The 21605-nt window shown below is 46.1% G+C and carries 23 protein-coding genes; 11 read left to right on the top strand and 12 right to left on the bottom strand.

Annotation, left to right across the window (positions count from 1 at the left end):
- Positions 1–168 precede the first annotated feature (168 nt).
- The gene (locus tag AC5W14_RS05405) at positions 169–1602 is read right to left on the bottom strand and encodes an SLC13 family permease (RefSeq protein ID WP_496059796.1); all 1434 of its coding nucleotides are present in this window, start codon (positions 1600–1602) and stop codon (positions 169–171) included.
- Between the two features lie 144 nt (positions 1603–1746).
- Between AC5W14_RS05405 and AC5W14_RS05410 the strand changes: the two genes are divergently transcribed.
- The gene (locus tag AC5W14_RS05410; RefSeq protein ID WP_496059795.1) at positions 1747–2367 is read left to right on the top strand and encodes a protein kinase domain-containing protein; all 621 of its coding nucleotides are present in this window, start codon (positions 1747–1749) and stop codon (positions 2365–2367) included.
- Positions 2368–2409: 42 nt separating this feature from the next.
- On the opposite strand, the gene rpsN is transcribed toward AC5W14_RS05410, so the two are convergent.
- On the bottom strand, positions 2410–2679 hold the full coding sequence (rpsN, locus tag AC5W14_RS05415) for a 30S ribosomal protein S14 (protein ID WP_496059794.1): 270 nt from the start codon (positions 2677–2679) through the stop codon (positions 2410–2412).
- A gap of 148 nt (positions 2680–2827) precedes the next feature.
- Here rpsN and AC5W14_RS05420 point away from each other — a divergent pair, with 148 nt between their 5' ends.
- Both AC5W14_RS05420 and AC5W14_RS05425 read left to right on the top strand, forming a co-directional pair.
- A complete protein-coding gene (locus tag AC5W14_RS05420) occupies positions 2828–3265 on the top strand; it encodes a cupin domain-containing protein (protein ID WP_496193857.1) in 438 nt (145 codons plus the stop codon).
- Between the two features lie 51 nt (positions 3266–3316).
- Positions 3317–3589 (top strand): GNAT family N-acetyltransferase, encoded by a 273-nt coding sequence (locus AC5W14_RS05425; protein WP_496059792.1) that lies wholly within the window; start codon positions 3317–3319, stop codon positions 3587–3589.
- A gap of 63 nt (positions 3590–3652) precedes the next feature.
- Here the strand turns inward: AC5W14_RS05425 and AC5W14_RS05430 are convergent, their stop codons facing one another.
- The 3 genes from AC5W14_RS05430 to AC5W14_RS05440 are packed head-to-tail and all read right to left on the bottom strand — an operon-like array spanning position 3653 to position 5744.
- The gene (locus AC5W14_RS05430) at positions 3653–4258 is read right to left on the bottom strand and encodes an alpha/beta hydrolase (RefSeq protein WP_496059791.1); all 606 of its coding nucleotides are present in this window, start codon (positions 4256–4258) and stop codon (positions 3653–3655) included.
- Positions 4259–4305: 47 nt separating this feature from the next.
- A complete protein-coding gene (locus AC5W14_RS05435; RefSeq protein WP_496193858.1) occupies positions 4306–5283 on the bottom strand; it encodes a ring-cleaving dioxygenase in 978 nt (325 codons plus the stop codon).
- Entirely contained in the window at positions 5280–5744 is a 465-nt protein-coding gene (locus tag AC5W14_RS05440; RefSeq protein ID WP_496059789.1) for a MarR family winged helix-turn-helix transcriptional regulator, read from the bottom strand. The genes AC5W14_RS05435 and AC5W14_RS05440 overlap by 4 nt, the downstream gene beginning before the upstream one ends.
- Before the next feature lie 138 nt (positions 5745–5882).
- On the opposite strand from AC5W14_RS05440, the gene AC5W14_RS05445 reads away from it, so the two are divergent.
- From AC5W14_RS05445 to nasC, 4 genes are all read left to right on the top strand, one after another.
- The gene (locus tag AC5W14_RS05445) at positions 5883–6368 is read left to right on the top strand and encodes a YusW family protein (protein WP_496193859.1); all 486 of its coding nucleotides are present in this window, start codon (positions 5883–5885) and stop codon (positions 6366–6368) included.
- A gap of 98 nt (positions 6369–6466) precedes the next feature.
- Positions 6467–7369: a DMT family transporter gene (locus tag AC5W14_RS05450; protein ID WP_496059787.1), complete on the top strand. Its 903-nt coding sequence runs from the start codon at positions 6467–6469 to the stop codon at positions 7367–7369.
- A gap of 110 nt (positions 7370–7479) precedes the next feature.
- Positions 7480–9840, top strand: a complete 2361-nt coding sequence (locus tag AC5W14_RS05455; protein WP_496193860.1) for an FAD-dependent oxidoreductase — start codon at positions 7480–7482, stop codon at positions 9838–9840.
- On the top strand, positions 9828–11972 hold the full coding sequence (gene nasC / locus AC5W14_RS05460; protein WP_496059785.1) for an assimilatory nitrate reductase catalytic subunit NasC: 2145 nt from the start codon (positions 9828–9830) through the stop codon (positions 11970–11972). The genes AC5W14_RS05455 and nasC overlap by 13 nt, the downstream gene beginning before the upstream one ends.
- Positions 11973–12056: 84 nt before the next feature.
- Here the strand turns inward: nasC and AC5W14_RS05465 are convergent, their stop codons facing one another.
- The 3 genes from AC5W14_RS05465 to AC5W14_RS05475 form a co-directional block, all read right to left on the bottom strand.
- The gene (locus AC5W14_RS05465; RefSeq protein WP_496193861.1) at positions 12057–13208 is read right to left on the bottom strand and encodes an acyl-CoA dehydrogenase family protein; all 1152 of its coding nucleotides are present in this window, start codon (positions 13206–13208) and stop codon (positions 12057–12059) included.
- Positions 13209–13348: 140 nt separating this feature from the next.
- On the bottom strand, positions 13349–13975 hold the full coding sequence (locus AC5W14_RS05470; RefSeq protein ID WP_496060088.1) for a class I SAM-dependent methyltransferase: 627 nt from the start codon (positions 13973–13975) through the stop codon (positions 13349–13351).
- Positions 13976–14106: 131 nt separating this feature from the next.
- Positions 14107–14724: a PepSY domain-containing protein gene (locus AC5W14_RS05475; RefSeq protein ID WP_496059783.1), complete on the bottom strand. Its 618-nt coding sequence runs from the start codon at positions 14722–14724 to the stop codon at positions 14107–14109.
- Between the two features lie 102 nt (positions 14725–14826).
- Between AC5W14_RS05475 and AC5W14_RS05480 the strand changes: the two genes are divergently transcribed.
- Positions 14827–15303, top strand: coding sequence for a GNAT family N-acetyltransferase (locus AC5W14_RS05480; protein WP_496193862.1), 477 nt, complete (start codon positions 14827–14829; stop codon positions 15301–15303).
- Between the two features lie 86 nt (positions 15304–15389).
- Here the strand turns inward: AC5W14_RS05480 and AC5W14_RS05485 are convergent, their stop codons facing one another.
- From AC5W14_RS05485 to AC5W14_RS05495, 3 genes are all read right to left on the bottom strand, one after another.
- Positions 15390–15608, bottom strand: a complete 219-nt coding sequence (locus AC5W14_RS05485; protein WP_496193863.1) for a hypothetical protein — start codon at positions 15606–15608, stop codon at positions 15390–15392.
- 623 nt (positions 15609–16231) lie between these two features.
- Positions 16232–16429, bottom strand: coding sequence for a hypothetical protein (locus AC5W14_RS05490; RefSeq protein ID WP_120192796.1), 198 nt, complete (start codon positions 16427–16429; stop codon positions 16232–16234).
- A 107-nt stretch (positions 16430–16536) separates the two neighbouring features.
- Positions 16537–17988 (bottom strand): aldehyde dehydrogenase family protein, encoded by a 1452-nt coding sequence (locus AC5W14_RS05495; protein WP_496193864.1) that lies wholly within the window; start codon positions 17986–17988, stop codon positions 16537–16539.
- 195 nt (positions 17989–18183) lie between these two features.
- On the opposite strand from AC5W14_RS05495, the gene AC5W14_RS05500 reads away from it, so the two are divergent.
- Together AC5W14_RS05500 and AC5W14_RS05505 are read left to right on the top strand one after the other, a co-directional pair.
- Positions 18184–19122 (top strand): DMT family transporter, encoded by a 939-nt coding sequence (locus AC5W14_RS05500; RefSeq protein ID WP_496193865.1) that lies wholly within the window; start codon positions 18184–18186, stop codon positions 19120–19122.
- 88 nt (positions 19123–19210) lie between these two features.
- Positions 19211–19849 (top strand): SDR family oxidoreductase, encoded by a 639-nt coding sequence (locus AC5W14_RS05505; protein ID WP_496059778.1) that lies wholly within the window; start codon positions 19211–19213, stop codon positions 19847–19849.
- 110 nt (positions 19850–19959) lie between these two features.
- Here AC5W14_RS05505 and AC5W14_RS05510 read toward each other — a convergent pair whose 3' ends face one another.
- A complete protein-coding gene (locus tag AC5W14_RS05510; protein ID WP_496059777.1) occupies positions 19960–20382 on the bottom strand; it encodes a pyridoxamine 5'-phosphate oxidase family protein in 423 nt (140 codons plus the stop codon).
- 206 nt (positions 20383–20588) lie between these two features.
- Here AC5W14_RS05510 and AC5W14_RS05515 point away from each other — a divergent pair, with 206 nt between their 5' ends.
- Positions 20589–21494, top strand: coding sequence for a manganese catalase family protein (locus AC5W14_RS05515; protein WP_120192791.1), 906 nt, complete (start codon positions 20589–20591; stop codon positions 21492–21494).
- Positions 21495–21605 lie beyond the last annotated feature (111 nt).

Genomic DNA, 21605 nt, shown 5'->3' on the forward strand with positions numbered 1-21605 from the left:
ATGTTTCTTCAGGCTGTTGAAAAAGACAAAATATAGGTATTTTTATACAAAACCTTTACAGGGGTGCTTTCCGCAGGCCATGCCTCAGCTAAAGAGGGGAAAACGCCTCTTTATCTTCTCCTATGGCTGTTTTGCAGGAGTCACCCCTGTTTATTTTTCTTCTTTTTTTTAAAAGCTTAAAACAACAGGCTGCCAGAAATAAACGAAAGCCACAATGACAATAATCGAAATAATATTGAGCCAGAAACCGGCCTTAATCATGTCGTCAATGGTGATGAAATCCGAGCTGAACACGGCCGCGTTCGGCGGTGTGGAAATAGGCAGCATAAACGCACAAGAGGAGGAAAGCGCCACGATGGCCATGATTCCGTACGGCTCTACGCCGATACCAAGTGCAAGTCCGATGCTGACCGGAATCAACATGTTGGAAACCGCTGTGTTGGACATAATTTCCGTCATAAACAGCACCATCGCTGCCAGGACAACGAGAATGAGCAGATACGGAAGCACCTGCAGGCCGCCCAGGATATCGCCGAACCATTCGGTTAAGTTGGACTCGTCAAAGGCAGCCGCAAGCGATAAACCGCCGCCGAACAGGAGAAGAAGTCCCCATGGCAGCCGTTTCATATCTTCCCATACCATAATCCCGCCGCGCTTTCCTTTATAGCGGCTTGGGATAAGAAACAGGGAGACTGCCGCCATCATCGATATGGTTGTATCGGTCAGGTCAAGAAAGGGGATGAATCCTCCGAAAATCCAGAGAAAAGCGGTCATCGAAAAGATGATTAGAATCACTTTTTCCTGATAACTCATCGGCCCAAGCTCTTTCAGCTGATCCTGGGCGAAGTTCTCAGAAATACTGCCTGTATTCGGCACAGAGAATTTAATTTTTGTCATATAAAAGTACAACGTAATCATCATAATGACGGTAATCGGAAACCCGAAAATAAACCAGTCAAAAAAGGTAATCGTCTGGTCGAGCTGCTGGTTGGCGATTCCGACAAACACGGCGTTTGGAACGGAACCGATAAGCGTTGCCAGGCCGCCGATGGAAGCTGCATACGCGACGGTTAAAAGCAGGCCTTTCGCAAAGGACTTCAAGTCTTTTTCGTTAAAGAATTCTTTGTCTTTTGCTTCTGTAATTAATGCCAGCGCGATGGGAAGCATCATGAGTGCAGTGGCGGCATTGGAGATCCACATTGATAGAAACGCCGTGGCAATCCCGACACCCAGTACAATCCGGCTGCTGGTTGTTCCTAAAAGCAGAAGAATAAACATGGCAATGCGCTTATGTAAATCCCATTTTTCAATGGCAAGCGCAATGGTAAACCCGCCCATATACATAAACACAATCGGATCGGCGTAGGCCATGGTTGCGGTGCTTTCTTCTGCTCCTCCCGTAAGCGGTAACAAAAATATCGGCATTAAGGACGTTGCGGGAATAGGCATGGCTTCTGTAATCCACCATGTGGCTACCCAGGCGGTGACAGCAAGCACGGCACGCGGTGCATCTTCAAGACCGGTCAGGGCCGGAAAAAAATAAATGAGGGCAAAAAATAACGGGCCCAGAATGATCCCAATTCGATGGCGGTTCCAAGACATGCTCTTCACATCCTTTCAGATTATACTTATGATAGTACCCGACTCTTTTTTATTTGTCATTATCATTCAAAAGAAAGCGATAAAAAGATAGAAAGAAAAAATCGTGATATAATAAGACACACGACAAAAGGAGGATTGAGCATTGTGAAAACATACCTTGCTCTTGCAGAAAGCGTCCGAATGATAAACAAAGGGACGCACTCGATCCTTATTGATTACGACGACACATTGGAATTTATCGGAAAAGGAAGAAGCGCTTATGTTTTTAAAATAAAAGGAACAGAAGTAGTATTGAAAATGTTTTTTCCGGACTTTGCAGCGGTAGCTAAAGAAGAAGCCCTCATCTATCAGGCTCTTGGAGGACTGGAGTATTATCCAAATTTGTATGAGGCAGGGGAGAATTATCTGGTTATCGACTATGTGAAAGGAAGTACACTTTTTCAATGCCTGCAAAGAGGCATGCCGATAACGGAAAACTATTTGAAAGAAGTCGACCGGGCTCTGCAGTTCGCCAGAGACAGAGGTCTAAATCCGTCGGACATTCACCTGCGTAATATTCTTATCACCGATACAGGAGATATTAAAATTATTGACGTGGCCCGCTACCGCCAGCAGAAAGACTGCACACAGTGGGATGACTTAAAAAATGCTTTTTATGTATATTATACGAGAAAGTATTTTCCTAAGAAAATGCCGCTCGTTTTGTTAAATACCGTGGCTGCTTTATATAAACGAAAAATGCTTCCCCATTATGGAGGGCATTAATAAACACTGGATCTGCAAAGGCAGTCCAGTGTTTTTTTATTTTTACCAGCTTGATTTTTTTACCCCGGGAATCTGTCCCTTATGAGCCAGGTCCCGGAAGGCGATTCGGGACATATTGAACTTTCTCATGTATCCCCGTGGACGACCGGTCACCCCGCAGCGGCTGTTGGAACGGGTAGGGGAAGAGTCTCTTGGCAGCCGGCGGAGCGCTTCCAGGTCCCCTGTTTCTTTTAGTTTCCGACGGATATCAGCATATTTTATAATGAGTGCTTCCCGCTTTTGCTGTTTGACGACTTTTGATTTTTTAGCCATTTTTTTCTCTCCTTTATAAAACGTAATGATTACGATTTATAAAATATATCATGCCTTTTTCTCCTTTGCAAGGATGCGGCTTGATTTATTTTTTTATGAAAGCGTTATATACTGCAGGAGAAACAGAAAATTTAGAGGAGGGTCCAGCATGCCAGAAAAAAAGCAGGGCACAAATTATACGGCAGCATATCCAGGGAAGTGGGAGGATCTGAAGGACTATAAAATTGAAGGCAGAGTCAAAACGAGGGGCAAGCTGTTCTTAAATGAACTGCTCGGCCTCACAAGCATGGAAGCCTCCCTGAGTTCTTTTCCACCGCATACATCTATTCCGTTTCATCATAAGCACATAGAGAACGAAGAGCTTTATATTTTCGTGAAAGGAAGCGGGCAGTTTCAGGTGGATGATGAGATATTTGATATCGAAGAAGGAACGGTTGTCCGTGTAGCACCAGAGGGAGCCCGGACGCTTCGCAACCATTCCGATGAAGTGCTGTATTATATCTGTGTCCAGGCCAAAGACCATACATTGAATCAAAAAACAAATGACGACGGTGTTCTTGTAGAAAAGCCGGTCGAATGGGAGTAATGTTTTAATTTCTCCGGAAAAGGTAAAAAGAAAACAAAGGAGAGATACGACATGGATGTAAAAAAAGGAAACAATGAATTTTACGTAGAAGACCAGCAGGGAACCAAGGCTGCCGGGATTACTTATTTTGAACAAAAAGATGGCGAAATAGTGATTGAACACACGGAAGTAGCGGAAGATTTAAGAGGACAGAATATTGGCTACCAGCTTGTCCAGCACGTAGTGGAAAAGGCCCGGGCGGAAAATAAGAAAATTATTTCCCAATGCTCCTATGCAGAAAAGCAGCTGAAGGATAATGATGAATTTCACGATGTAATAGCATAAAATCAAGCTGTTGATTCGTAAATAAAACCCCGGAGACTAAAGTGTCTCCGGGGTTTCATTTTATTAAAAGGTCTTTTTATACCAGGCTTTGGCGGCTTCGACTTCTTCGAGAGTCAGCTGATGACCGGCCTGGCTCCAGTATTCTTCTACTGCAGCTCCCGAATCGGAAAGGGTTCGGCTGAGCTCTTTAGTTTCTTCCGGTGTGCAGATCGGGTCGTTTTCTCCGGCTCCTATAAAAACAGGCGTGCCGTTTAAATCAGGAAGCTCTATGCCGCGTCTTGGCACCATTGGATGATGAAGAGATGCGCCTTTAAGAGAATCTTTATAGTGATAAAGAAGGCTGGCCGCGATATTGGCGCCGTTGGAGTAGCCTACGGCAATCACATTGCTGCGGTCAAATTCATATTTCTCCGCGCTTTCATTAATAAAGTCGTTTAGTTCTCCGGTGCGGAATACTAAATCTTCTTCATCAAATACGCCTTCTGCCAGGCGGCGGAAAAAGCGGGGCATGCCATTTTCGGATACATTTCCGCGGACGCTCAGGATAGAAGCCTGGTCATCGATCAGTTTGGCCAGCTCAAGCAGGTCTTCTTCTGTGCCGCCTGTACCGTGAAGCAAAAGGAGTACCGGGGCGTTTTTTTTACTGGACTGCTTAAAAATATGTTTCATATAGTATTCCACCTTTGTATTGTAATTATTCTTTCGGGCAGCGCGTGTTACGTTTCCGGTGTATAATCGAGCGGCTTTATTTTTGCTTCAATTTCTGCACGTTTAGGCTCAAGATATGGTGGAAGCGCAAGCGTTTCACCAAGGTGGTCAATGTCCTCATCACCTTCAAATCCGGGGCCATCCGTAGCAATTTCAAATAATATACCATTTGGTTCCCTGAAGTATAAAGAACGGAAGTAAAAGCGTTCCACGAAACCGGAATTAGGAAGCCCGGCATCGGTCACATGCTGAATCCATTTTTCCAGCTCCTCTTTGTCTTCTACACGAAAAGCAACGTGGTGTACGCCGCCGCGTCCCTGTCTTTCAAAAGGAAGATCAGGTCGCGGTTCCAGATGAATTTCCGCTCCGCTTCCGCCTTCTCCCGTTTCAAATACTTCAATATCCGGCTGACCTTCCACTTCTGCAGCGTAGCTTCCTTTGCGGCGGAATCCCATCACGTCTGTAAGAATGCCAGCTGTCGGTGCCGGATTTTTCACCGTTAATCGAATCGGGCCGAGTCCTGTCACACCATGCTCCACCGGTACAGGGGCACGGTCCCATGGGACGCCCCCGGGTACACCTGTATTGTTCTCATCGGAAACAAGAAACAGGCGCTGGCCTTCAGGATCCTGAAACGCAAGCGTGCGGCGTCCGGCACGTTCGACGATGTCGTCATGGCCGACGCCCATTTTGTCAAAACGGGCTTTCCAGAAATCAAGCGCTTTGTCGTCTGCAACACGCAGGGACGTACCGGAAATACTGCTCGCTCCGGGCTGGTTTGGAGCGGCCATCGGAATTTCAAAAAAGGTAAGCTCTGTACCGGGATTTCCTTTTTCATCTCCGTAAAAAAGGTGGTAAACGGAAGTATCATCCTGGTTTACCGTTTTTTTAACAAGGCGGAGCCCCATTACTTTTGTGTAAAAATCGAGATTGTGTTTTGCGTTTGCTGTCAGGGCAGAGAGGTGATGAATACCTTTAATGTTCATTGGTTTTCCTCCTTATGGGAAACAGGGTTTTTTTGGATTTTTTTTAATAGATGCAACAGCTGCTGCTGTTCTTGTTCGGAAAGAACCTGAAACTGCATAGCCTGAAATTGTTCCTGGTCGGGCACGCTCCGCTTATAAAGGGCGTTTCCTGCCTGCGTAAGAGTAATGGTTTTTGTACGCCACTTCTGCTCACGCTGAATGTATCCCATATCCTCCATTTTCCGGAGCATATGCGTGATGTTTCCTTTGGTTACAAAAAGCTTTTCTGCCAGCTCCTGCTGCGAAAGGGGCTGGTGGGCTCCCACCTGGGCAAGAACATCAAACTGGGAGGTTGTCAGCCCATAACTTTTTAAATAAGTATTGGAGCGGTACACGCTTTCGTTGTAAAAGCGGGAAAGTCGAAACCAGAGGAGCAGGCCCAGCTGTTTCTGTTTTTTTGTTAATTTTTTCTGTATGCTCATTTATGGGCTCCCCCTTCTTTACCCTTATCAGTTTAATATTAAACTGATGAAAAAGCAAACATTTTGTTTTCTATTGTACGTTTGCTGCAAATCCCTGCAGGGAACGAGTGGATAGATGATAAAGGGAGGTATATTATTATGAAAAAATTCAGTTTGGCGGCATTTTCATCAGTAAGCGCTCTTCTATTGGCTGCCTGTGGCGGCACAGAGGAAGATACAGAAGCTCCGGGGGACGATCAGAACGAAGAAACCCAGGAAGAAACTGCCCAGGATGACAACGGAGGCAGCTGGCATGAAGATCTTGAGATCGGTGAATACGATCTTGACGCAGACTACGGGGACGGTCAGTATGAAGTCGATTATGACTACAATGGCGGCAGCCCCGAGGCTGAAATAGAAGATTCCCGGGACGGGGAAAGTACGACAATAGAAGGTGAAGAAGCATTAAATGAACTTGAAAATATTCTTCCTTCCATGAACGTTACCGCCGATTCCGCTGAAGGTGAACTGCTCGATGAATCAATGCAGGCCTTTGGGTTGGAAGAGGACTATGAAGACATCGATATAGATGTAGAATTTAAAAACGACGATGAGCTGGAAACAGAAGACGAACAGGACAATTAAGAAAAACAATCTGGCCATTCTAAAAAGAATGGCTTTTTTATTTGGCAGGCAGCCGCGGTCTGACGTACACTGAAAAGGCATAAAGGCGGTGGGTACATATGAAAGCATATATCTTTTTAATCATTACTGTTATTATTTTCACCGGCAATATACTGGTCGGTAAAGCATTGGAGGATATTCCGCCGTTTACCATCGCATTTCTCCGCGTGGGGATTGCACTGGCCGTCATTCTCCCCATTGGCTGGAAACAGGCGGTCCGTCACCGGGAAGTATTCCGGTCTGAGTGGAAGCCGCTTCTCGGCCTGGCTTTAACAGGAGTAGCTTTTTTTAATGCCTTTATTTATTTATCGTTAAAATATACAAGCGCATCCAATGTAGCGATTCTGGAGTCTTCTATTCCTGTTGTGACGATTGTGGCGAGTTTCTTTTTGTTTCGGGAACGGCTGAAGGGATACCAATGGGCGGGCGTTGTCCTTTCCCTGGGAGGAGCATTCTGGGTCATTACCAACGGGTCTGCTGAAGTGATCAGGAACCTGTCGTTTAACCAGGGGGATGTTATTATGCTGGCGGCAGTTGCTGCCTGGGTGATTTATTCGTTTCTCGTGAAAACGCATATGCACAAGTTTCCGGCCTACGGAAGCCTGCTCGTCATGCTTGCGGCGGCTGCCCTGATTCTGCTGCCTTTTGCTGCAGTCGAAACCATTCTTTATGGACCGCCTCCTATTGCCGGGTATCAGGATATTGCAGGAATTGTTTATTTAGGCATCTTTCCGTCTGTGATTGCACTGCTGCTCTGGAATCGTTCGATTGCAGAGATTGGTGCTTCCCAGTCATCGGTGTTTTTAAATCTGCTGCCTGTGTTTACGATGGCAGGCGCCTACATTTTTCTGGGAGACACGATCACCTGGACGCAGATAGGCGGAGCCGTAGTTGTTATATCCGGTGTTATCCTTACCACCCGGAAGTCAATTGGTTTTCGGCGCAGAAAGCATTATGAATAAAAGTCTGTGACATTTTCTGCCGTCCTTCTTGAAGGGCGGCCTTTCTTTTTAGACAATGAGAACATATGTATTTCATTTAAAAAGAAGCCAATACGGAATGGAGGCATGTTATGACTAAGGAAAAAGTGTTATTGATCGGCAATGGCATGGCGGGACTCCGTTTTGTAGAAGAATTACTCGAGGCCGCCCCGGAGTGTTTTGATATAACGATTATTGGTGAAGAAACAAGCCTTTCCTATAACCGGATGAAGCTGTCTTCCTATCTTCAGGGGGAAGCAAGCGGACCGGAATTATACACGCATCCGCTAAAGTGGTATGAAGACTACGATATCCGGCTGCTTATGGGAACGAAAGCAGTCTATGTGGATCAAGAACAACGGCTCGTTTATACAGAGGACGAAACAGAAGTTCCTTTTGACAAAGTGGTGCTTGCTACCGGCTCCAAATCATATATTCCGCCTGTTCAGGGATCCGGTAAAGACAACGTATTTGTGTTCCGGACGCTGAAGGACTGCGAAGCAATTCTGGAGCAGACAGATACTCTTCACAAAGTGGCGGTCATCGGCGGTGGACTGCTCGGACTGGAAGCAGCCCGGGGCCTGTTAAATAGAGGGCTTGAGGTGACCGTGGTTCATAGAGGACCTTATCTAATGAACCGGCAGCTCGATAAGATGGCAGCGGGCCTGCTGCGGACAGAATTGGAAAAGCAGGGTATGGATTTTTTATTTGAAACCGAAACAAAAGCGATAAATGGTGGAATGCAGGCAGAAGAACTGCTGTTTGAAGACGGCACGTCTCTTGCGGTGGATGCTGTTGTAATGGCAGCGGGAATACAGCCTGAAGTGAAGCTCGCGCAGGCAAGCGGGATCCCGGTCAATAAAGGGATTATAGTCAACGATTTGATGGAAACGGAGGCAGAAGGCGTTTATGCGCTCGGGGAATGTGCTGAACATCGGGGTACTACATACGGTCTTGTCGCTCCTTTGTATGAGCAGGCCCAAGTGCTTGCCGCTTCTATTTCCGGAAAAAAAGAAAACGACTATCCCGGATCAGCAGTGTACACCAGATTGAAAATCCCAGGCGTGGAAGTGTTTTCTGCCGGAAGTCTGGAAGAGGAAACGGACAGCCATATCCTGCAGCTGTTCGATGAAAAAGAAAACCAGTACCGTAAAATTATTATGAAAGAAGATATGGTACAAGGGGCTGTGCTCTATGGAGATACGAGCATGTCCGCTCCCCTGCAGCAGTGGATTAAAACCCGAAAGCCGCTGTCAGAAAAAGAAAAACACCAGCTGTTATCGATTAATGATTCGACAGAGAGCAGGATCAAAACGCTCTCCTCCCATGCGGCTGTCTGCCACTGCAATAATGTATCCAAAGGTGCCATCATCAAAGAAGTACAGAGCCGCGGGTTATGCACGTTAGAAGAAGTAAAGGCCTGTACCGGCGCTTCCTCATCTTGCGGCGGGTGCCGCCCGGCAGTCGAAGAGCTGCTGGACTATATGCAGAGCGAGGCGTTTAACGAGCAGGTTGAAAAAATACCTTTCTGCGAATGTACGGCAATGGAGGAAGAAGAAGTCGTCAGCATCCTGCAGGAAGATACGCCTTCCTCGTTGATAGAAGCCTATCGCACGCTGGACTGGAAAACAGATGGAGGATGCCTGACCTGCAAAGAGGCGCTTCCTTATTATTTATATATGATATCCCCTGTCACTTTTCCGGAAGAATCGAATAAGACTTCTTCCTATAGCAATGTGACAGAACGCTCCGATGGAAATCTGGCCATCCGGATTCCCGGAAAAGCTGGAGGGTTGTCGCCGGCAGAATGGCAGCAGGCCTTGGAAACAGCAGAAGCCTTAGGCGCAGGTTCTTTAAAACCACTACCGGACGGATCCATTGAACTCTCACCGGTATCACCTGATTTAGTAAAAAAGGCCGCGGAGAAGCTCGGTTTAAAAAGGAATCTGCTTCCAGGTATACCCTTCCCGGCTGTCCAGACAAGAAGCCTGGAGAAAGTCGAATGCGGCTGTACGAAAGAGCCGGAGGGGGAAATGGCGGAATGGCTCGAAAGAAGATTGGAACTGCTGCCATTTCCCGCGAAGCCATTTATCCGGATGTCCTCCTGCAGCCAAAACTGTGCGAACATTCAGAATGGACATGCCGGCCTGTTATATCAAAATGGAAAATGGGAGCTGTACGTTACTGTGCAGAAGAAAAGTCATATTCTTTTTTCTGTTTCCGATCAGAAAATGGTACTTCAGCTGCTTGAGTCTGTTCTCTTGTATTATCGTATTTCCGCAGGGTACTCGGAGACTTTGTCCGACTGGATGGAAAGAGTAACGATGGTTCATATTCGGGAAGTTCTTTTTCAAGAGGATAATACAGCGGTGCTTCTGGAGCAGAAAGAAGAAGAGCAGCAGCGGATCAAAACGCTGCTGGCACAACAAGGAGGACACGTATGTCAGAGCTGATGCTTAAATACTTTCGGGAAAAGCAGCAGAAAGTGGAAACAGAAAAAGTATATAATGCGCAATGCCCTTTCTGCAGCATGCAGTGCAAAAAACAGGTCATTGAACAAACGATCGTAACCAGAAAAAAATACCGCACCGTAGGCGTGGACAACCCTACAACAGGGGGCCGTCTCTGCGTGAAAGGCCTGAACGCATACCAGCATGCGTTTCATGAAGACAGGCTGCGCTATCCGATGCAGAAAATAAACGGGGCTTTTCAGCGGATCAGCTGGGAAGAGGCGATGCAGCTGATTAAAGATAAAGTCCCAGCTTTGCAGAAAGAATATGGAAAACATGCGATAGGTGTTTACGGGGGCGGTTCCCTCACTAATGAAACTTCGTATGTTCTCGGCAAGTTTGCGCGCCTGGCAGTCGGCACAAAATATATTGATTATAACGGCCGGTTTTGTATGTCGGCAGCCGCGTCCGCCGGGAATAAAGCCTTAGGTATCGATCGGGGGCTGACAAACCAGCTTGATGAAATTCCGGAATCAAAATGCATTATTCTGGCAGGAACCAATATTGCCGACTGCCAGCCGACTATTATGCCGTACTTTGAAGAAGCAAAACGAAACGGTGCTTACATTATCGTTATCGATCCCCGTGAAACGGCGACCGCGCAGATGGCTGACCTGCATTTAAAAGTAAAGCCGGGATGTGATAATGCTGCGGCCAATGCCATGCTCAAATGTATATACGAAGAAGGCAAAGCAGATATGGATTTTGTTGAGAAGCGGACGGAAGGCGCCGAAGAGCTGTTTACCCATTTACAAAGCATGACGATGGAAGATTGTGCCGAAGAATCCGGCCTTCCCCGGCAGGAACTGGAAAAAGCAGCGAGAGCGTTTGCGAATGCAGAGTCCGGGATGATTTTTACCGCCCGAGGAATCGAACAGCAGATTGATGGCTACCTCGCTGTACGGAATTTCATCAATATGCTTCTGCTCACAGGGAAAATAGGCAAAAAAGGCAGTGGATACGGTGCTGTTACCGGGCAGGGCAACGGCCAAGGAGGAAGAGAGCATGGACAGAAAGCCGACCAGCTCCCGGGCTACCGGTCTATTGAAAACAAAGAGGACCGCCGGTATATAGCGGACATATGGGGCATAAAGGAGAAGGATCTACCCGGGAAAGGAGTATCCGCCTATGAAATGATGGAGCTGATTGGACAGGGAGAAATTAAAAGTCTATTTCTTATAGGGTCCAATCCGATCGTCTCCAACCCCCATGCAACGATGGTAAAAGAAGCCATTCAGTCACTGGATTTTTTCGTAGCAGTGGATATGTTTATCTCGGAAACAGCAGAATATGCTGACTTAATTCTGCCAGCCGCCTCATATATGGAAAATGCAGGCACACTGACGAACCTGGAAGGACGGGTTACCCTGCGGGAAGCAGATAAAAAAGCTCCCGGGGAAAGCAGAAACGACTGGGAGATTTTATCGATGATCGCCGGAGCTCTCGGACACGGCACCCAATTTCCGTATCAATCGGCAGAAGAAATTTTTGACGAACTGCGCCTGGCTTCAAAAGGGGGAACTGCGGATTATTTCGGAATCACGTACGAGCGGATCCGTAAAGAAGAAGGCGTATTCTGGCCGTGCCGGAGTGAGACAGACCCGGGCACAAAGCGTCTTTTTGAAGACGAATTTGCAAGAGATGGCGGACGGGCCGAACTGCTTGCAGTGCCTTTGAAAAACGAACATCCAAAAGAAGAAGTCAGCCAAAACTTTCCTTTATATTTAACAACAGGAAGAGTCATGGCCCATTATTTGACCGGAGTGCAGACACGAAAAAGCAGCAATTTGAATGCAAGACTGTTTGAATCATTCATTGAAATTCATCCGATGACAGCGGAGCGCTATGCTATTGCAGAGAACACGCTTGTTAACATCGAGTCCCCGCGTGGAAAAATCACCGTTAGAAGCAGACTCTCTGAGAGTATTAGAGAGGACACGGTGTTTGTGCCTTTTCACTGGGCGGAAAACCAGAACGTCAACATGCTCGTGGAAGGGCGTCTTGATCCGGTATGCCGGATGCCGGGCTTCAAACGGTCGGCGGTCCGGGTATCTTCGTATCAAGAGCAGCAGTAAAAAGCCGGACCCAGAGGAGGGTCCGGCTTTTTAGGTTGTTGAGAATTTGTTTTATTTAGTATACCTGATCTTTTTACTTCTTTATCAAAGACGGTTAAGTGCCTCTTTTGCAAGCATCGTAATCGTCATGTCATCCATCGGGGGGTTATGAAGTCCGGCCCGGACATCGCGGTAATAACGCTGCAGCGGGTTGGAAGCCGATAAGCTTCTTGCTCCTTCAATCCGCATCGCTAGATCAACAATAGCAACAGCTTCATTGACGACGCTTCGTTTAACTGTGCCAAGCTCGGGTTTCATGTTTTCCCGCTGCGCGGCGGAAGATTCATCCCATTGCCGGGCCACGCTGTGCAGGAAATGCCGGCTTTGGATAAGCTTCGCTTCCATTTGGCCGATCTTTTCCTGCACGGCAGGTATATCAGAGATCGTTCCCTCCATCGTATTGGGCGAATAGTTTTTGGCAAAAGCCGTAGCGTGGTCTGCTGCCGCCTGAGCAATACCTAAATAACAGGCAGGAATATGCAGCAGCCACCCGGCTGCTTTTTTGTTTCCTGGATTCAGGAAGGTTACCAGATGATCTTCCGGCACCCAAACCTGATCCAGCACTAGATCGTGGCTGCCTGTCCCGCGCATCGCAATGGAATCCCAGGTTTCGTCAATGGAAACTCCGGGAGTGCTGCGGGGCACCAGGAAGTTAGCCGTACGATCCTCTTCAGCCAGGCCGGCGCTCACGACAAAATAGTCCAGGACAGGAGCCAGCGTAGTAAACGTTTTCCGGCCGGTAAGGACCCATCCATCTCCGGAACGGGAAGCTTCCGTAAGCGGTTTCCCGCCCCGCGTCGGGCTTCCGGTAGCCGCTTCTGTTGCCGTATTGTTTAATAAAGCCTGGTCTGACGTGATGGCATCACACACCTTTTTGAAAATAGATTCAGGCCACGGGCGTGTTTCAGTCAGGTCTTTGATGATTCCTACGTGCCAGCCGATGGAAAGGGCGGTGGATCCATCCGCCTGTGCAATGATTTCCTGGGACTGGATGAACTCCAGCAGGGAAATTTCCATGCCGCCATATTCTATAGGGGCTGTTACGGAAGGGTATTGGATATGTTTTAAATCCTCAATGTTTTGATGGGGAAAAACAGCCTCTTCATTATGGCTCCACGCCCTTTCTGAAAAGGGAGCCGTCGTTTCTTTCAACAGTTGAAGCCTGCTGTCTTTAGTTGTTTTCTGCAGAACGCTCATTTTCTTCACTCCTTTTCCATACTCTTTATTTTAACGCAGCCTGCACCTTCCGCCCAGAAATGTGCTTTTTTAGATTTATCTACACGAAACATAAAAAAGCTTCTGTCTGTTCAGACAGAAGTTTCTCAGCTGGACCTTATTTATTTTTTGCATACCGCAATGCCTAAAGGGTAGTGGACATCTTCCCGACGGGGACGCTCAATGGCAACGCCAAGCTGATAGAAGAGCTGCGCCGTCTGCCACTGCCATTTGGAATCAGTAATCAGCCCAGCCCATTCCTGTTCTGTCAGCTGATGAAAGTGAAACGATTCATTCGAAGGCAGTCCTCTGCCCCGGCCGAAAGGAGTTGATATGATTAAAGTGCCTCCTGGTTTTAAAAGGTGATAAAGCCGCTCCAGACACAAATAGTCATCAGGTACGTGTTCAATCGTTTCAAAGGAAATAATCGTATCAAAAGTACCGATTCGATCGGACAGTGCCGGATCAAGAAGATCTCCCTGTTCAAAGGAAAGCAGTGGATGGTAATACTGCTTTTCAGCATATTCGACCGTTTTCGGATCTATATCTATTCCCAACGAGGAGTGGATATAGTTTTTTCGGGTTTTCGTGACCATGTGTGTGCCGTATCCTGTCCCGCAGGCAATATCAAGCACCTTTCCTGAAGCATAAGGACAGGCAAATGAATAGCGTGCCAAATGTTCCAGCAGCATACGGTTGGAAGCATTCATCTGCTTGGGGATAATACGTTCCCCGGTATCTTCTAACATACTCACTCACCGCTGTCTGTTTGTTTCTATTAAGCATAACGAATACAGTATCGTTTGAACAGTCTGGCGATTGTCAATAATAATACGGACTGCTTTCATGGAGATAGAAAACGTAATGAGTTTAGAACGTATTAATCATAAGATATAACGATAATCTCACCGGTACGCGCATCCACGTCTACATCGACTTCCCCCTGGGAAGATTCGATTTCAAGTTCATACAGCATTCTGCCATCATCGTCATCAAGCTCAATATCAGTAACCGAACCGCCGCCTACTTCTTCGAGTGCAATGGATTTGGCATCGTCCATGCTTATAGGAAGCTGGTTTGACGAAGATCCTGTCTCGCGGGAAGACTCCTGTTCTTCTTCAGGAAGAGGTGCATCCGGCGTTTCTTCTTCGGCAGCCGGTTCAGATTCTGTATCTCCGGCGTTGTCTTCGCTGGACGCGGATTCTTCAGAACCTGCATCTGTTATTTCAGAAAGCTGGACGACTTCCCCGGAATCGGCATTAAGCTTCAGTCGGTAATCTTTGTTATCTCCGTCAATTTCCAGCGTATATATCTGCTCTCCGCTCTCGTTGTTCAGTTCAATGACAGTTACTTCGCCGGGGTACCGGCTTGCAGCCAGTTCTTTTGCTTCCTCTGAATTAATGGAAGGGTCGTCGGCAGAGGCGGAAAACATCTGTATGCCGACGGCGACTGCCCCGATAGCAATAACGCAGAGGGTAATGATGATTAATTTTTTCATCTTTGCCCGCTCCTTTTCTTTTCTTATATACTATAGTATAGAGCACATAAATGAAGAGATCATGATAAAAAAATGAGAATTTGATGAGAGGACGTAAAGCAGATGATAGAAATAAAAAAAGCCGGCACGGAACAGGCCGGCATGATCAAAAAAATTATGCAGGACGCATTTGAAGAATATAATCGTTTTGATCCGCCTTCCGGGGCTATGAAAGAAACGGAGGAGTCTATTTCACTTTCTCTTGCGGGAGGAAAAGAGTGGGCGGCTGTGCTGTATAAAAATGACAGCCCATTAGGAATGGTCCGGGTAAAGGAAGAAGAAACCCGTTTATATTTTATGCGGCTCTCTGTTCTGCCTGAAGCGAGAGGACGAGGGTATGGAAAAGCGTTAATTGACTGGGTGGAGAAGGAAGCAGAAAAAGCAGGAAAGTCGGAAGTATACTGCAAGGTAAGATGCACTACAGAAGATAATATCAGGCGTTATGAAAAGCTTGGTTATGAGGTGTACCATAAGCTGACAGTAACAAAGCTCGGCACGCCGTTTGATATTGTTGCCATGTCTAAACCAATTGCTATGTAAAAAAGTCAAGCTGCCTTTCTCCCGATAAGTATGGAAGAAAGGCAGCCTGAAATGATATTTTATCTTTGTCTTATCAGAAAGATAGTTTAAACATGTTTAAACATGTTGCGGAAGGTAGTATACATAATGCAGCAAGTAGATGTGAAAGCAACAATCTTTACGAAAAACAGCTGTGGACGAAGGGTTCTTGCGTAAGAAATACCGGTCCAAAGACCAATAGAAAATAAACATAATTTTAATATGCCAAAATCTACAAGCGTATAGGAGCGGGTGGAGTCTTGCAGGCGCTTTATAAATCGCTGCATGGCGGTCCTCCTTCTAAAATATATTTTGTGAATGATTAAAGATAGTGATGTTTAACTCCAGCAAAGACTGAAAAACGAGCTTGTCCGCGGAATGTGCAATTCTGCTAAAATAAATAACCATTTCATTATTCTAAAAAAACTTATCGGATATGTTATGGAAAAGAAGCAAAGTGAGGTGCATTGTAAAAAATGCTTAATTTGCTTGGTGGGATGAAGGATGGGATCTCTAATAGAGTAATGTAGGCAACTAATTTCAAGGTAGAAGGAAAGACTCTCTATTAAAAAAGGTATGTCTAGACTATTCGTGAGGATAAAAGATAAGCCATCCATGCTGAATGGCAATACAAAAATCAATGTATTTAAATGAAATTTTGAAATAATATATCGCAGGGGTTATTAATTACCATTATACTCTCAAAAGAGGGATTGACAACCATACAAATAACAATTTTATAGAAAAGCAGCTTCTGTGAAAGGATTTTTTATTTACGGTCCGAAGAATTTTCATTAAGAGAAGAAAGAGTCCAAAAAAACAGGCTGCCTTTCTCCCGGTAAGTATGGAAGAAAGACAGCCTGTAAAACTGGATCAGTTTAGAAAGATTTTCTTTTCTATGGTCAGTTGATTAAGCGGAACGCTGTACTTCATTTTTAAGCAGGATAACACGCGGATGCGGAAATTCTTCCTCTTCGCCTGCAAATGGGTAACCGGAAAATTCTACACATACCGTACGGTCGTATTCAGCAATGACACGGCATTCTTTTCCTTGATAGTACAAGACTTCGCCTTTTTCAAATAGCGGCTCTTCTTTTTCTTTTTCCATGTCGTTCGCCTCCTTTGTCTATTGTAAATGTAACGAAAAAACGGCTTGGAAGCAAGCCGTTTTCTCTGGAAGATGTGCAATCGTTCAAAATAAACCGGGCTGTTATTTTAAAATGGGAATTTGCGGTAGCCGGACTGCACGCCGATGGTTTTCACTGTTGTAAACTTGTCGATTACCCATTCTCCGCCGAAACGGCCGAGACCGGAGTCTTTTTCGCCTCCGAATGCTACATGGGCTTCATCATTAACTGATTGATCGTTAATGTGGATCATGCCTGTTTCAATTTGTTTTGCTACCTGAATACCGCGGAAGCGGTCTTTAGTAAAGACAGATCCACTCAGGCCGTAAGGGGAGGCGTTGGCCATATCTATAGCTTCCTGTTCAGAGCTCACTTTCAAAATCGGTGCCACAGGGCCGAATATTTCATTTACAGCGATAGGCATATCGTTGGTTACGCCTGTCAGCACGATCGGCTCGAGCAGGTTGCCGTCCGCCTTGCCGTCAAGAGCGATGCGGGCTCCTTGTTTCACGCTCTCATCAAGGTCTTTTTGGATGCGTTCCATTTGATCTTTATTAATAAGCGGGCCAACTACCGTTTTTTTATCAGATGGGTCACCGGCCTGCAGGGATTTTGTTTTGGCCACAAACTTCTCAGCAAATTCATCGTGAATGCTGTCATGAACAATAATGCGGTTCAATGCCATGCATATCTGTCCCTGGTGCAGAAATTTGCCAAAGGCTACCGCTTCTACAGCCTGGTCGACGTCTGCATCTTCAAGAACAAGCATCACATTGTTTCCGCCGAGTTCAAGCGCCGTTTCTTTTAAGTGTTTCCCGGCAAGTTCTGCGATGTGGCTTCCTACCTCGGTTGAACCGGTGAAGGAAATGACTTTCGGTACCGGGTGCGTAACAAAGCTGTCCCCGATTTCCGATCCGCGGCCTACGAGCACATTGACCGTACCTTTAGGAAATCCCGCTTTTTCGAAAACGTGGGCGAGCATTAAGCCGGATGTAACGGGAGTATCGGAAGCCGGCTTTATCACTACCGTGTTGCCGGTAGCAAGCGCAGGGGCGATTGATCTCATAGACAGGTGGAACGGGAAGTTCCAAGGGCCGATAACGCCGACGACTCCTTTTGGCATACGGTATACATAATTTTCTTTTCCAGGATTATTGGAAGGAAGAATCTTTCCATCCATTCTTGTAGGGAATGACGCAGATTCCCGGACAATGCCGAGCGCTGCATGAAACTCAGCTTCTGCTTTGGCAGCGGTGCTTCCTGCTTCTTTTACAAGCCATTCTTTAATAAATTCTTTTTCATCCTGAAGCGTGTCTGCAAGCTGGTACAAATAAGCCTGACGCTGGGCGGGAACGAGAGCCGCCCATTCTTTCTGGGCATCAGCAGCTGCATGGTAGGCTGCATCGAGATCCTGTTCATTTGCAGAAGTAATCGTGCCAAGGGCTTCCTGCGTAAATGGATTTATATTTTCTATTGTTTTGGAACTGGAACCTTCTGTCCAGCTGCCATTAATATACTGCTTCGTAAATGATTGTGTCACTTTCTATTCCTCCTGTAAGTTATTAATTGTAACTAATAAGTAGTATACCCAACCTGCTGACTATGGTAAACCTAAAAGCATTGAAGGTCAAATATAGTCAAAACTATTCTGCTAAAATAATGAAATAGTATAGGCAAAAGACAGGTTCAGTGAGAAGATGGGTGCAGTTCACAACAGCGAAGGCAGGGATGGTGTATGGAAAAGGGCAGAGCTTACGCGATGACGATTGCCGGTGCCTCCCTCTGGGGAATGACCGGTTTATTTGTACAGAAATTATATACGTTTGGTTTTACGCCGCTTGAAGTAGTGACAGTGCGTATGGCATTATCTGCTTTTCTATTATTCGCAGTGCTTCTGGCCGTCCGTTCCTATCAGCTGCACATTTATTTCCGCGACATTCCTCATTTTATCGGCTTGGGCGTCGTCAGCATTGCTTTGTTCAACTGGTGCTACTTCACCGTAATGGACCAGGCGTCGCTTTCTATTGCCGTCGTTCTTCTATATACAAGCCCTGTGTTTGTGGCGCTCATGTCCCGTTTTATTTTTAAAGAACTGCTGACAAAAAATAAACTGATTGCTATCTGCTTTACGCTGGCAGGCTGTGCATTTGTAGCAGGCCTTCTGCCCGGAGGCTCCACTGCAGTCGAGCCGGGTATTCTGCTGCTGGGCCTTGCTTCTGGTTTTTTCTGCGGTATTTACAGCGTGATCGGAAAATTTGTCAGCCAGAAATACAGTTCGATTACGATTACGGCGTATTCCATGCTCTGCGGAAGTGTCGTGCTTCTTCCAATAAGCGGCCTGCACAGCAGGCTTCACCTTTTCCGGGATTGGGAAGTTTGGGGGTGGGCGCTCGGCAGTGTCCTCGTTTCAACCATTTTGGCTTATACATTATATACTGCCGGACTAAAGTATATCGAAGCTGGGAAAGCGGCGATTCTCTCTACGGTCGAACCTATTGTCGCCATTCTTGTAGGTGTTCTCGTTTTCCGGGACGTACTGACCGGCTGGCAGCTGCTTGGGATTGTGCTTGTCCTTTCCTCGGTGCTGCTTGCTATATTTTCAAAAAGAAAAAAATTTACAGAAACTTCAACAGCCAGTGCCGCGAAGTTTACGCCTGCCTCTTATAAAAAGTAAGTGATGGACGTTTAAGGTTTTACAAAAAGGGAACAGTTTATATTGTATACAACAATTGGAAGAAAAAAACCAAGGAGGCACCCATACAATGAATATTTTAGTAGCAGGCGCAAATGGCCATACAGGAAGACTATTAGTAGAAAAACTCGGAAAAACAAATGAACATGATGTATTCGCCATGATCAGAAAGCCGGAACAGGCAGATGAGCTTAAGAGTCTTGGAGCAAAAGACGCTGTTATTTCTGATTTGGAAGGCGATGTATCAGATGCACCGAAAGGCATGGACGTTGTAATTTTTGCAGCAGGGTCCGGTTCTAAAACCGGCCCGGAAAAAACAGTATCAGTAGATGAAGAAGGAAACAATAAACTTGTGGATGCTTCTAAAGCCCACGGCGTGAAGCATTATATTATTCTAAGCGCAATCGGCGTGGAAAATCCAGGCGGCAAGATTAAGCATTACGCCGAAGCAAAGAAAAATGCAGATGAGCATTTAAAAGCAAGCGGCCTGACGTACACGGTTGTAAGACCTGGTGGTTTGACGTTTGATAAAGGAACCGGCATGGTTGAAGCAAAAGAAAAGCTCGAAGATCCGGGCAGCCGCGATATTTCAAGAGAAGACGTAGCAGACGTAATGATCGCTTCTATTACAGAAGAAAACGCGAAAAATAAAACATTTGAGCTTCTCTCAGGGAACGATACGATTGAAGACGCACTAAAAGCACTGTAAAGTAACAGTAAAGCCGGCCTCCGTAAGGAGCCGGCTTTTTTTGGATAGTAAAATAAATACCTGCAGAGAAACAAAAAAAGCGAACCCGGATGGGTCCGCTTTTTTCTATATTAAAGGTCTAAATCCAAAGGAGGGTTGTTTTCGCTGTTCATCAAACGGATGTGATCGGGCTTAATCTCAAGTACTACATATTCAGGATCGTTCGGGCCGTCCAGCCATTTACCCATACGCTCATTCCAAAGCTTTTCTTTCAGGTTCTGGTCATCACGGATCGTAACCTGTCCGGAAATTTCCACAAATTCATCATTTAATCCTTCACCCTGATACCCGAGAAGGATGTGCACGTTAGGGTTTTCTGCTACCTCTTCAGCTTTATGCGTTTCTTTATTCGTTGGCGTATAAAGCGTCAGGTTCTCATTAAAAAACGTCATATAGCGCGAGTGGGGCCTGCTGCCTTTAACGGTAGCAAGTGTGCCTACTTTGTTTGCATCGATTACTTCTACAATTTTTTCTTTAAGCTGCTGCTGATTCATAATATATACGCTCCTTTTTTCTATTGTTTCACACTGAAGTCTATTCCTGATTCTTACTTTGTTTAAACAAATAATTTGCACAAGTCTTTTATGGAAAAGAGATTAAATAATTAATAAATTGGGAATTTTCTGTTTTCGAAATGGGAATTCAGGGAAAGAGAAAAGAGTCCAGGAATATAAAATTTCAGGATCGAAGGAGGAGTAATATGTTTAAAAGAGTAGATAGGCTCCAAATTGAACTCCCACGCCCGACTAACCCAGACCCGGAAGCAGCGACGACCGTACAGGAACTCATGGGTGGACGTTTCGGTGAAATGTCGACACTCAATAACTATATGTACCAATCTTTTAATTTTCGCAGCAAGAAGAAGCTGAGACCTTTTTATGAACTCGTAGCAAGTATTACAGCCGAGGAATTTGGCCACGTGGAACTTGTCGCAAATACTATAAACCTGTGTATCGACGGATCTGTCGGCAACGGCAGCACAAATCCGGATGATACACCGCTCGAGCCTGTACTGCCGCTCGGCAATAAAGCCAACTTCATCATGGGCGGCCAAAACGCCCTGCCGATGGATTCAGGCGGTAAGCCCTGGTCCGGTGATAATGTATTTTCGAGCGGCACGCTTGTCACAGACCTTCTCCATAACTTCTATCTGGAATGCGGCGCCCGTACTCACAAGATGCGCGTGTATGAAATGACAGATAATGAAACGGCCAGAGAGCTGTGCGGTTACCTATTGGTAAGAGGAGGCGTACACGTTGTAGCGTATGCCAAGGCGCTTGAGAAAGCGACAGGCGTCGATATGACGAAAATGCTCCCTGTACCAAATCTTGATAACTCCAAATTCGACCACGCCAAGAAATTTGAAGACCAGGGTCTTCATAGAAAGCTTTACCGCTTCAGTGACGATGATTATAAGCTTCTTGATCGTATCTGGGAAGGGCCTACTCCAGTCGGGCCTCCGGGTGAACTGGAAGTAGTTGACGGTATTCCGGAAGGCGCGGAAATACCGGATCTGGAAAATATCCCGGAGGAATTTGCCCCGGGATTTGACGAACAGAGCTTCAGAGAATTATCCGAGCGCTTAAAGTATGACGCTGGATTGTAAGAAACAGCTGCACACAGGCTTCCCTATACGGGAGGCCTTTTTTGTTTTTAAAAAAATGTATGATTTCCAATTTAAGGAGAAAAATAGTACTATAGATGCAGGTGAAAGGAA

The organism is Sinobaca sp. TMA16-18, assembly GCF_059510535.1.